Consider the following 12,783-nt stretch of genomic DNA (forward strand, 5'->3'; position numbering starts at 1 on the left):
TTATAATCATCAACGGAAATTAGGTGAGTTAACAACATTCAAAAAAACTGTTAACAAAAGGGTGATGATTAATGGATATTTTAATGAGTTTAGTAGGGGTGGTCACCTTACTTGCGATAGGTTTTTTACTATCAAATAATAAAAAAGCAATTAATGTACGTACTGTTGGTGGTGCTTTAGCTATTCAAGCATTCTTCGCTGGTTTCGTATTATATGTTCCAATCGGTAAAGATATTCTGAAAGGTGTTTCTGACGCGGTATCAAGTGTGATTAGTTATGCACAAAGTGGTATTAGCTTCTTATTTGGTGATTTAGCTAACTTTAAAGTTGGTTTTATTTTCGCCATTAACGTATTACCAGTCATTGTATTCTTCTCTTCTTTAATTGCAGTGCTTTACTACCTAGGCATCATGCAGTGGATTATCCGTATTATCGGTGGTGCTTTACAAAAAGCATTAGGTACAAGTCGTACTGAATCTATGTCTGCAACGGCTAACATCTTCGTTGGTCAAACTGAAGCACCTTTAGTTGTTCGTCCATTTATTGCGACAATGACTCAATCTGAACTATTCGCCATTATGGTGGGTGGTCTTGCTTCTATTGCAGGTTCTGTATTAGCGGGTTATGCGCAAATGGGTGTTCCAATTGAATACTTAGTTGCAGCGTCATTCATGGCAGCACCAGGTGGCCTATTAATGGCTAAACTGATGCACCCTGAAACAGAAACTGCTATTAACGAAATGGAAAACCTACCTGAAGACCCAGATAAGCCAGCTAACGTCCTTGACGCTGCAGCAGGTGGTGCTTCATCAGGTATGAGTCTAGCTATTAACGTTGGTGCAATGTTGATCGCATTCGTAGGCTTAATCGCTATGATCAACGGTATCATCGGTGGTGTAACAGGTTGGTTCGGTTTAGAGGGTATTACTCTAGAGCTTATCCTTGGTTATATCTTCATGCCTTTAGCATTCTTAATCGGTGTGCCTTGGAACGAAGCATTAGTTGCTGGTTCTTTCATCGGTCAAAAGATTGTTGTAAACGAATTCGTTGCATACTTGAACTTTGCTCCTTACTTAAAAGATGTTGCTGATGGCGGTATCTTGGTTGAAGCAACTCAAGCTGTGATGACAGACCGTACGAAAGCGATTATCTCTTTCGCATTGTGTGGATTCGCTAACTTATCTTCTATTGCAATCTTACTTGGTGGTTTAGGTGCTATGGCTCCTTCACGTCGCCATGACCTTGCAAAATTAGGTATCCGTGCTGTTATCGCTGGTTCATTAGCTAACTTAATGAGCGCGACATTAGCCGGTCTATTCTTAGCTATCTAAGTTAAGAGTTAATCTAGAGGGTAAAACCTCAATCACTGGGTCTTTAGTGAGTCAATGTTAAAGGCCCAGTTTGTAAGACGTTGTTATTGATTTTTGTGTTAATCCACCATTTCCGATGCGAAGTTATAGGCTTATTGAATACTGCGAAAGAGGATATGTTAAAGCCACTAGTCAGTGATTCAATATGTTAATTTGTTAGCAATATGTAGACATAAAGTCGCGACATTGTTCACAAAAAAGAATTTTGTATTCGTTTTTTATCGATTTAATGTTGAGATTTGTATCATTAACGGTAAAATACGAGTGAATTAAAAAGAAGTGCTATCCAAGAAGATAGTTAAATAATATACATGGGGTTGATGATGAAAAAATTAAATACTTTAGCATTAGCAGGTACTCTAGCTTTAGCTGGTACTGCATTTACTGCTTCAGCTGCTGAACAAACTGGCGACATTCACGCTGCTGACTATAAGTGGATGCAGTTTAACATTATGTATGCGATTGATGAGCATCCAATTGCAGACGAAAACGAAGCGACTCATAACTACATGGAAATGGAGTTTGGTGGTCGTTCAGGTTTTGTTGACCTATATGGTTACGTAGACGTATTCAACCTAGCTAACGGCGATTCTGGCGACAAGAATAACGGCGCTAGCAAAATGTTTATGAAGTTAGCTCCGCGCTTCTCTATCGATGCAATCACTGGTACTGATTTATCTTTCGGCCCAGTACAAGAAGTTTACTTCTCAACTCTATTTAACTGGGGTGGCGGAGCCATCAGCACTGACGGTGATGGTAGCGGTGATGTAAACATGTCTTTCTGGGGTGTGGGCGCTGACGTTAACGTACCTTGGTTAGGTAAAACTGGCATGAACCTTTTTGCTACTTACGATATCAACCGTAAAGACTGGAATGGTTACCAATTCTCTGCTAACTGGTTCAAGCCATTTGTTTTCTTCGAAGACAAAAGCTTCCTTTCTTTCCAGGGTTATGTTGATTACCAGTTCGATATGGATGAAGAATATTCTGGCATGAACCTAGATGGTAAGTATAACAACACTGAACACGGTGGTGCTATATTCTTCGGTCTTTACTACCATACAGATCGTTTCGCGCTAGGTTATGGCGGCAAGTACTTCTACCATTCATATGGTTTGAACGACGCTGCGTTTAAAAATGAGTTTTGGAGTGGTTTAGATACTACTGGTTGGACTCACTACCTAACTGCAACTTACAAAATCTAGTTGCTAGCGAGTTAGTTTGATTGGAGCCGCAGATTGCGGCTCCAAATTTTAAAAATAAAAATAAAAATAAAAAAGAAAACCAGCACAATTACTGAAATCTTTATCTAAAATTATTGTCTAAGTATCGTAGTTTTATATAAAGGTTTGTACTCTACAAAGTTTTATTTTCGCGCGCTAAAATGGATTTTTCGCGGAATGGTTGAAACAACATCTTTGTTTTATCTTTTCCGGTCTTCAAGGATTCAAGTCGTGGTACTCGTTATCAGATTGAATACTTAGGTTAGTAAATAGCACCTGTATTTACTGGCAATACTGAAGGTCCGGCCATAATTATAATCATATAGCCAGCTATAGTGTTGCCTGAACAAAATTTATCGACTTTGATTTTTCGTTTCGGAGAGCAATTATGACTGATTTAAAAAAAGCGGCGCAACTTGGCATTTCATTAATGGATTTAACGACGTTAAATGATGATGATACCGACCAAAAAGTGATTGAGTTATGCCACAAAGCTAAATCTGCTGCGGGTAATACTGCCGCAATCTGTATTTATCCTCGTTTTATTCCTATTGCACGTAAAACATTAAATGAACTTGATTGTGAAGACATAAAAATCGCCACAGTAACCAACTTCCCACATGGTAATGACGATATTGCTATCGCAGTATTAGAAACCCGTGCAGCTGTTGCTTACGGTGCTGATGAAGTGGATGTGGTATTTCCATACCGTGCATTAATGGAAGGTAATGAGACCGTTGGTTTCGAACTCGTGAAAGCCTGTAAAGAAGAGTGCGGTGAAGACGCAATTTTAAAAGTGATTATCGAATCTGGTGAGTTAAAAGATCCAGCACTAATCCGTAAAGCGTCTGAAATTTCAATTGATGCGGGTGCCGATTTTATCAAAACGTCAACAGGTAAAGTACCTGTTAATGCAACGTTAGAAGCTGCTGAAATTATGTTGACTGTCATCAGTGAAAAAAACCGTAACATCGGCTTTAAGCCTGCTGGCGGTGTCCGCGATGCAGCTCAAACCGCTGAGTTTTTAGATTTAGCTGCGCGTATTTTAGGTGACGATTGGGTGACACCACAAACATTCCGTTTTGGTGCATCAAGCTTGTTAAACAGTTTATTGCATACGCTTGAATTGACCGAAGCGCCTAAAGCTACTTCTGGTTACTAATGGCAGTTGCCTAACGCTACGCTGTTAGGCTCTATCTTCACTTTAGGTGACGTATTAATACGTCATCTAAAGATACTATCATACGATAGTATTCTTATATTAATGGCGATCCTAAAGGTGTTGGATTGCCTATCGGGGGACGTATTATGTTTCTTGCTCAAGAGATTATTCGTAAAAAACGCAATGGCGAAGCGCTAAGCACAGCCGAAATCCAATTCTTTGTTAATGGCATTACTCACAATACCGTATCTGAAGGTCAGATAGCGGCATTTGGTATGGCGGTATATTTTCAGGACATGAATATGGATGAACGTATCGCACTCACCAGTGCTATGCGTGACTCTGGCACCGTATTAAATTGGGATGCATTACGTGTAGATGGTCCTATTATTGATAAGCACAGTACCGGTGGCGTAGGCGATGTTATTAGCCTAATGCTTGGCCCTATGGCGGCAGCTTGTGGTGGTTATGTACCAATGATTTCTGGACGTGGTTTAGGCCATACCGGTGGTACTCTCGACAAATTTGATGCCATTCCTGGTTACCAAACTGAACCTTCTAGTGAGTTATTTCGCAAAGTCGTCAAAGAGGCTGGTGTAGCTATTATCGGTCAAACAGGCGATTTAGTTCCTGCTGATAAACGCTTTTATTCTATTCGTGATAACACTGCTACTGTTGAGTCTATCCCGCTTATTACTGCCTCTATTTTATCGAAAAAACTGGCTGCAGGTCTTGATGCACTGGCTATGGATGTCAAAGTAGGTAGCGGCGCATTTATGCCGACTTATGAAGCATCAGAAGAGTTAGCCCGCAGCATTACCGCTGTGGCTAATGGCGCGGGTACTAAAACCACTGCAATACTGACAGACATGAACCAAGTATTAGCTTCTTGTGCGGGTAATGCTGTTGAAGTTCGTGAGGCTATTCAATTTTTAACCGGTCAATACCGTAACCCGCGTCTTTATGCTGTAACAATGGGTTTATGTGCTGAAATGCTTGTTTTGGGCGGTATTGCACAGAATGAAGCCGATGCACGTAATAAGTTAAATACTGTATTAGATAATGGTAAAGCAGCAGAGGCATTTGCTAAAATGGTTTCTGGTTTAGGCGGTCCTGCTGATTTTGTTGAGGCATATGATAAGTATTTACCTCATGCAAAAATTATTCGCCCTGTTTATGCCAATACTTCCGGTTTTGCTTACCAAATGGATACACGTGAGCTTGGCTTAGCTGTAGTGACTTTAGGTGGTGGTCGCCGTAAACCTGGTGATGCACTCGATTACAGCGTCGGATTAACTCAAGTTTGCGCGTTGGGTCAAGAAGTTAACAAAGATGTTCCGTTAGCCATGATCCATGCTCAATCTGAAGATGCTTTCGCCGAAGCTGCAGCTGCAGTTCAAAAGGCGATTGTGGTTAGTGATAGTGCGCCTGAGAAGACGCCAGAGATATATCGCTATATCCGTGCTTCAGATTTATAAAGGAAAACACAATGAAACGTACTTTTATCTTAATGCTAGACTCATTTGGTCTTGGTGCTGCGACTGATGCTGAAAAATTTGGTGATGTCGGTTCTGATACTTTTGGCCACATTGCTCAGGCTTGTGCAGAAGGTAAGGCTGATGTTGGTCGTCAAGGGACTCTAAAACTGCCTAATTTAGCTAAATTAGGTTTAGGTCATGCTGGCTTTGAAAGCACGGGTAAGTTTGCTGACGGTTTTAATGCTGATGTTGAAGTAATCGGCGCTTATGGACATGCAGATGAATTAAGCTCGGGTAAAGATACCCCTAGTGGTCACTGGGAAATGGCGGGTGTTCCTGTTCTTTATGAATGGGGTTACTTTAGCGATTTAACCAACTCTTTCCCGAAAGAGCTGACTGATAAAATTCTTAAACGTGCTGGTCTAGACGGATTTTTAGGTAACTGTCATGCATCTGGCACTCAAATTCTTGAAGAATTGGGTGAAGAGCATATGAAAACAGGTAAGCCTATTTTCTATACTTCGGCAGATTCGGTATTCCAAGTTGCTTGTCATGAAGAAACATTTGGCGTAGAAAATCTTTACAAATTATGCAAAATTGCGCGCGAAGAGCTTGAGCCTTATAACATTGGCCGTGTTATTGCCCGTCCTTTTATTGGCTCTGGTCCTGCTGATTTTGCACGCACGGGCAACCGTCATGATTATGCTGTATTACCACCAGCGCCAACCGTGCTTGATAAAATGAAAGATGCCGGTGGCGAAGTTGTGAGTATTGGTAAAATTGCTGATATTTATGCTCATAGTGGTATTACCCAACAATTTAAAGCGACAGGTCTTGAAGAGTTATTTGATGAAACGCTAACGCAAATTAAGCGTGCGGGTAACAATACTATTGTGTTTACTAACTTTGTCGATTTTGACTCTCATTATGGTCATCGCCGTGATACTGCTGGCTATGCAAAAGCGCTAGAGTATTTTGACTCTCGTTTGCCTGAGTTATTTGCCATCTTACAACCAGATGACCTTGTGGTATTTACTGCTGATCATGGCTGTGATCCAACATGGGTAGGTACTGAGCATACTCGTGAACGTGTACCTGTATTAGCTTATGGTGCTGGTTTACCGGCAGGATCATTAGGTCGTCGTCAGTCTTTTGCTGACATTGGCCAGTCTATAGCAAGCTATTTTAAGCTAGAACCGATGAATTATGGTGAATCTTTTATTAATTAGTCACATTTTCAAACGACGGTTCTATATATAGTTTAATGCCTTTGCTAAACTATATACATTATTAAGCAACACCAAATAAAATAGAAACATAGGGGTTATAACATGGCTACACCACATATTAATGCTGTAGAAGGTGCTTTTGCTGAAACAGTACTTTTCCCAGGCGATCCATTACGTGCTAAATACATTGCAGAAACATTTTTAGAAAATGTTGAGCAAGTGACTGACGTACGTAACATGCTAGGTTTTACGGGCACATATAAAGGTAAGCGTATTTCTGTTATGGGTTCAGGTATGGGCATCCCATCTTGTTCAATCTACGCCCATGAACTTATCAAAGACTACGGCGTTAAAAACTTAATCCGTGTTGGTACTTGTGGCGCAATTAGCACTGACGTAAAAGTACGTGACGTGATTATTGGTTTGGGTGCATGTACAGACTCTAAAGTGAACCGTTTACGTTTTAAAGATAACGATTTTGCTGCAATTGCTGATTATAGCTTATTAAGCGCAGTGGTTGACTCTGCAAAAGCGCATGGTACTAACATCCGTGTTGGTAACGTATTCTCTGCTGACCTTTTCTACACTCCAGATCCTCAAATGTTTGACGTAATGGAAAAAATGGGTGTACTCGGTGTCGAAATGGAAGCGGCTGGTTTATATGGTGTAGCACATGAGTTAGGCGCTAAAGCGTTATGTGTTGTAACAGTCTCTGACCATATCCGTACTGGTGAGAAAACAACATCAGACGAGCGTCAAACTACGTTCAATGACATGATTGTTATGACATTAGATGCTGCTTTAACACTGTAATCAATCTTGTAATAATCAACAAGGGGCACTCAATGAGTGCCCCTTTTTCTTTTACATAATCGAATTAAGATTTATCTTTATCTTTATCTTTATCTCTATCTTCTTCATTTAGCGCCAGGTTTTCAGCATCTGAAATTAACGCCACTCTCTTTGGTTTTTTGCGTAATTTAGCCCGCGATTTACGTCGATCAAAATCTGCACGTTTAAATGACAGTGCTCGGGACAATAACAAACCAATAAAACCAGCAACAATTAACATCATTTGCTGTAATTCCATGTTTTGTTCATGCAAAATTTTGATCTCATCAAAAAAGATATCGAGATTTAAACGCACTTCAACGTAGCCAAGATTGTTATCGTCTTGGATCACGTTTTCAATTAATGGCGGGTAAGGTTTCAATAACCCTTTCAATGCTTCTGAGTCTGCCTCTAAATGTTCAAATGACACACTCTGAGCAAAAGCTAGCCTGACACCTTGCGAGTTGTAGATATTTACTGACATGACTTTAGGATCAGCGGCTAATGCCGAGGCTAACCATTGAAGTTGTTCATCATTTTGTAAATACATGGCTGGTGCAGCGCCATTAGCGGCTTGTTGCGCTAATAAACGTGCCATCACCTTTGTTTGCGAATTAAGCAAGTTTTGGCCATTACGAAGACTTGCTTGCCATAAATGTATAAGACCAAAAATCAGTGATATAGCGATAACTATTTGTATTATCCTACTGAATTTTTGTCTTTTCTTAAGACCTTTAACAAAAATCACTTTAATCCTCAGTGTTTTTTCTATTTAATTGGAGGCTGATTTGGGTTGGTTGTTGCACAATGCAATACTCAGCGGTAATCCAATTGCAGAGAATCATCAAAAAGCTATACTAATCGAAAAAATAGCCAGTAGATAGTCGTAACATACTAAGAGGCCGTATTGATGCTACAACAACGTGATAATGTTTTACTAAATTGGTTATTTTCAGACACTTGTGAGACATATCAACATCTCGGTTGTGTATTATACCGTTATCAAGAGACAGATTATCCGGTAAGCTTGCAAGCGGATTTGCCATACCGCTGTCGGGTGATATTTGAATCAGCATATTCTGCGCATATTGAAGCATGGCTAGCCTTAATTTCGGTTGATGCGCATATTGCTAAACTTGACCGCCAAAATGATCTAGTTGGTTTTGAGCTCTCGACTCAAACACCAATAGATGAATTGATTAGCTCATTTCCACAAGAGATTGCCGCAGAAATCGTCCTTGTACAACAACCGTTAGCACGGTTGAATCTTTGTGGTTTGTTAGTGATGGACATGGACTCAACAGCGATTCAAATTGAATGTATTGATGAGCTAGCTGCAATGGCGGGTGTTGGTGATGAAGTTGCAGCTGTGACTGCCAGTGCGATGCGCGGAGAATTAGATTTTGAACAGTCTTTAAGACAACGTGTCGCTAAATTAGCGGGTGCAGATGCCAATATTATAGAAAAATTATGTGACACATTGCCTTTAATGCCGGGTATAGAGTCGATGATTACGGAGCTTAAATCGCATCAATGGAAATTGGTCGTGGCTTCCGGCGGATTTACGCCTTTTGTGGGACATTTAAAAAATTTGCTAGGATTAGACGCAGCTTATGCCAATGAGTTAGTCATTCAAAATGGTAAACTTGTTGGTGAAGTAACAGGTGAAGTGGTTGATGCACAATACAAAGCTAATGTGATAGCAAAAAGTGCTGAACGATGGTCCATAGCATCAGGACAATGCGTGGCAATTGGTGATGGTGCCAATGATATACCTATGATCCAGGCAGCTGATCTAGGATTAGCTTTTCATGCAAAACCTAAACTCGTTGCCGCAGCCGATGCCGCTATTCAGCGTCTTGATTTACGTGCTCTAGTATTTTGCTTACAAGCTTAACCTCATTGTTTATCGTAATCGTATTGTTTTAATAAAGTGAACTGATGATTTGAAGATGGACAAACATAAAGTTTTTACTCTACTTTGTTTGTATTTACTGGCAGTAATGATAGCTTAACCTTATGGTTACTTTCATTTCTGCCTATTTTGAATATTGATATCCAACAACACTCTCTTTTTATTCCATACCGTGAAGGTCAGCTTCATGTTAGGCATATTTGCCCTCATTCTCCTCATGGGGCGACAATTCCGATTTTAATGCTACATGGTGCTATGTCTAACGGCCGTGTGTTCTATAGTGATACAGGCCGTGGACTTGCATGTTTTTTAGCTAAAGCGGGCTTTGATGTTTATGTGATGGACACTGCAGGGCGCGGATTAAGTTTACCTAAAATTCAACGTGATTTTGCATTGGGTCAAGGTGAGGTTATTCGTGAACAACTCCCGTTAGTGCACCAGTTTATATTACAACGCCATCCTTTAGTCACTCAGGTGCATTGGTGTGCTCATTCCTGGGGTGGAGTTTTAATGGCGAGTAGTTTGGCACGGTTTACTGATTTACAGACGAGTGTCGCATCGCTATTAACATTTGGTTCTAAACGCACGATCAAAGTTAAATCCCTAAGAAAATGGCTTATGGTCGATTTTTTTTGGAATCGCTTAGCGCCTTTTTTGGTCGCCAGAACAGGCTATTTAGATGCAAATCGTCTACGAGTCGGCATGGATAACGAAAGCCGAGCTTCATTATTGCAAACCATTGATTGGGTCAGAGGCGACTGGGTCGATCATGATGATAGCTTTGATTATGCTCGCGCGGCAATGAAAACTAATTGGCCAACAAGTTGGTTTATCGCGGGTAAAAACGATCGAGTGTTAGGTAATCCATCTGATGTGCGCGATATGATTACTGAGTGTGGCTTTAAACAGGTTAAATATACTTTGTTGTCTAAAGCACAAGGAAATCTATTTGATTATGACCATGCTGGAATGTTAACAAATAAACAAGCTGAACAAGATCATTTTGTTACGATTAAGCAGTGGTATTTAGCTTTATAAGTACGTAAACACTTAGGCTTTACTTGTCATGAGGCTGGGATAACGTATTTCTACTTCCGCTGTTATATCAAGTAGTTCACCAGAACCAATGACTTTCCACAGTTGTTCTTCAAGCTGTTTTGCACGGTGGTTTGCATGTATGTTGATGTACTCTAACTCGCGACGAATATAACTCATATCGGGTTTATCGGTAGCGCCACGATAAACTCGTAAGGCCATAAATCTACCGACTTTTTTACTTTGTTGAATAAATTGTATTTGATTGTCTCTGCCGCCCAATTCCGATTTGAGTATGCATTTTATTTGCACAGACCCTCTTGGTTGACGCACTAGCTGCATAAACACTTCAAAAAAGTCCATATCATGGCTGGCTTTCATTGCTTTAATCGGATCAATTATTTGCTGCTTTAAGACATTATTATCCAGTAATGGCAGTAAATTATAATGAAGAACTTGATCTGTGTCTTGAGCAAATAAATGGCTGATTTCATCTGTGGTAGTGCCGATGCCAATATAAGCCATTTGAGCAGACTTTACCGTCTTCTCAATAAAATATGGTACGCCAGGTAGTTGGCGCATAAATAAGTTTTTTAACCCATCGGCCAGTTCTTTAAGTTGACCTTCGTTGTCGGATAATTTTTCTAGTTTTTGTTTGTTATGCGCAATTAACTTATTTAAAAACTCGACCCCTTCATGTGGTGAATGTCCAATCAATGCACTTAAATGCAACGTTAATCCATTCATGCGGCTACGAATAAGTTGATAAGGTAAATTTGATAAGTTGGTTTTACCAGCAGCAGCCTGAAGTCTTGGAAAAGATAATGTGACTTGAGCGGGTTCTGCAAAATCGATTGCGTCTTCTAGTATCAGTTGCAAGCCACGACTAGAGATATCGTGAGTAATTCCTGTAGCCTTTTTGTCACCTTGCTGGATTATTACAGAGGTTTTAAAAGCGAATCGAGCTTCATGTCGGCGTTCACTGAATGGCATCGACACTTTTTTGATACTGTGATTTTTAACCTTAGCTTGAGCAAAAATCTTTAGTCCATTTACATCTTCTTTGTTAAACCAAGTTTGGTAATCACGACGTACGTCCTCATTGGTTAGGTCAATTAACTGTATGGTATGACTAAACTGTGCTAATTGTTGCTCAGTTAATGCGCTATAACGTGCATCATCACCTGGTAGTGTTGACGTTTTATAGTTTTTATTATGGTCAATGGGCTGGGCTATTACTTTAAATACTCGCCAGCTGGCTTTTGTGGAAGCAAACCCAAGAAATACATTAAGATTTTTTGTGGCCTTTAATTCGGCTAACGATGCCGAATAATAATGCAGCTTACCTTGTGCGTTATGGGTAAAGCTAAACAGCAGATTATGATCTGTGTCATTGCTATTTTTAAGTATCTGAGTCAGGCGTCGAGTATTGATAAAGCTGGGTAATTGGCTAACTTCATTTTCATCTTGGAAGTAATGTTGTACAGGCTGATTACCACGGCCAAGCAACTCATAAGTAATGACTGGTTCATCACCCTTCTTGCTGACATATAAAGGTAAATGCGTTAACAATGGTAAGTAATGACGTTCATAACCTAAACCTGTTGCTGTCACAATTACATCGTTTACATCTACTTTATAGCGGAACTTATAGCTCCGAATAACTTTGGTTAACACTTTGTCTAGTGCTTCCCCACCACCGAGGCGTTTAAGCCTTAAAATGGCATTACCGTCTTTATTCTGGATATCGACAATTTGATATTCAACACCATGCTGAAGTTCGTCAACAAAGAACTCTTCACTCAGTTCAAGTAATTTGAGTTTGACCGGTTTGTCTTGATCTAAATGATGCTTTAAAGGCAATTTAATTCTGGCGCCGCCGACGGATAGATCAAGGGTGACGCCATTAACCTCACTTAAACCTGGCTGGGATACGGCGATACGGATACTATAATTCATCCGTTCTTCACATCGATTAAAGTAGCTACCAAGTACAACACCAGGAACCAAGTAAGGATTAACTTCGCTTGAGGTATCTTCAGGCTCGATATTACGAAGTTTTAAACGACGCAGCTTATGTGCTTTGACGACTTGCTCGTAAACCCCAAGAGTGTATTTATTACGGTACAGAGGAAGGGCATTAATTAACGATTCTTTTGCTGGTTCATCAAGGAAATGTCGCTGGTTAGCGATAACGACTTCTTCGCAGGGCAATTCTGTTTTGTCACGTAAATCGATAATCCTGGTGCATTGTGATGAAATACGGTTAAGCTCCATTTTCAATAGAAAACGGGTCGAATTCGATTCATCAACTGTTAGCTGTTCAAAAATGTCCTGAAAATCAGGTTCCATTAATAACGGCTTAAGTTGTTCAATTAATGCACTGTGATTATCTAAACTCATTTTATATTATCGTTTTATTGGGCTTATTGTGAGTCTGGCTGATATTTTATCGGCAAGAAAGTGCTGTTCTTTATGACATTAATCATAATTATTCATTACCAATCCATAATAGGTAAGCTAATATGGTTAGGCTGTAA

The 12,783-nt window shown here is 40.0% G+C and carries 10 protein-coding genes; 8 read left to right on the forward strand and 2 right to left on the reverse strand.

All coding sequences use genetic code 11. The annotated features are described in order from the left end of the window. The first annotated feature begins 71 nt into the window (after positions 1–71). The 6 genes from IEY40_RS05815 (at position 72) to deoD (ending at position 7,275) form a co-directional block, all read left to right on the forward strand. Complete coding sequence (locus tag IEY40_RS05815) at positions 72–1,331, forward strand: NupC/NupG family nucleoside CNT transporter (RefSeq protein ID WP_188954217.1); 1,260 nt, start codon at positions 72–74, stop codon at positions 1,329–1,331. A gap of 362 nt (positions 1,332–1,693) precedes the next feature. Continuing rightward, positions 1,694–2,575: a nucleoside-specific channel-forming Tsx family protein gene (locus IEY40_RS05820; RefSeq protein ID WP_188954219.1), complete on the forward strand. Its 882-nt coding sequence runs from the start codon at positions 1,694–1,696 to the stop codon at positions 2,573–2,575. A 406-nt stretch (positions 2,576–2,981) separates the two neighbouring features. Further along, the gene (deoC, locus tag IEY40_RS05825) at positions 2,982–3,755 is read left to right on the forward strand and encodes a deoxyribose-phosphate aldolase (protein ID WP_188954221.1); all 774 of its coding nucleotides are present in this window, start codon (positions 2,982–2,984) and stop codon (positions 3,753–3,755) included. Positions 3,756–3,901: 146 nt separating this feature from the next. Next, the gene (deoA, locus tag IEY40_RS05830; RefSeq protein WP_188954223.1) at positions 3,902–5,233 is read left to right on the forward strand and encodes a thymidine phosphorylase; all 1,332 of its coding nucleotides are present in this window, start codon (positions 3,902–3,904) and stop codon (positions 5,231–5,233) included. An 11-nt stretch (positions 5,234–5,244) separates the two neighbouring features. Next, positions 5,245–6,462, forward strand: coding sequence for a phosphopentomutase (locus IEY40_RS05835; RefSeq protein ID WP_188954225.1), 1,218 nt, complete (start codon positions 5,245–5,247; stop codon positions 6,460–6,462). 102 nt (positions 6,463–6,564) lie between these two features. Beyond that, positions 6,565–7,275, forward strand: coding sequence for a purine-nucleoside phosphorylase (gene deoD, locus IEY40_RS05840; protein WP_188954227.1), 711 nt, complete (start codon positions 6,565–6,567; stop codon positions 7,273–7,275). A 64-nt stretch (positions 7,276–7,339) separates the two neighbouring features. Here deoD and IEY40_RS05845 read toward each other — a convergent pair whose 3' ends face one another. Continuing rightward, positions 7,340–8,041 carry an AhpA/YtjB family protein gene (locus IEY40_RS05845; protein WP_188954229.1) on the reverse strand — a complete coding sequence of 234 codons (702 nt, stop codon included), beginning with the start codon at positions 8,039–8,041 and terminating at the stop codon, positions 7,340–7,342. A gap of 162 nt (positions 8,042–8,203) precedes the next feature. Here IEY40_RS05845 and serB point away from each other — a divergent pair, with 162 nt between their 5' ends. Further along, positions 8,204–9,190, forward strand: coding sequence for a phosphoserine phosphatase SerB (gene serB / locus IEY40_RS05850; RefSeq protein WP_188954231.1), 987 nt, complete (start codon positions 8,204–8,206; stop codon positions 9,188–9,190). Positions 9,191–9,337: 147 nt separating this feature from the next. Further along, on the forward strand, positions 9,338–10,246 hold the full coding sequence (locus IEY40_RS05855; RefSeq protein WP_188954593.1) for an alpha/beta fold hydrolase: 909 nt from the start codon (positions 9,338–9,340) through the stop codon (positions 10,244–10,246). 12 nt (positions 10,247–10,258) lie between these two features. Here IEY40_RS05855 and IEY40_RS05860 read toward each other — a convergent pair whose 3' ends face one another. Continuing rightward, complete coding sequence (locus IEY40_RS05860) at positions 10,259–12,646, reverse strand: PilZ domain-containing protein (RefSeq protein ID WP_188954233.1); 2,388 nt, start codon at positions 12,644–12,646, stop codon at positions 10,259–10,261. Positions 12,647–12,783 lie beyond the last annotated feature (137 nt).

Source organism: Shewanella ulleungensis, assembly GCF_014648315.1.
Lineage (GTDB): Bacteria > Pseudomonadota > Gammaproteobacteria > Enterobacterales > Shewanellaceae > Shewanella > Shewanella ulleungensis.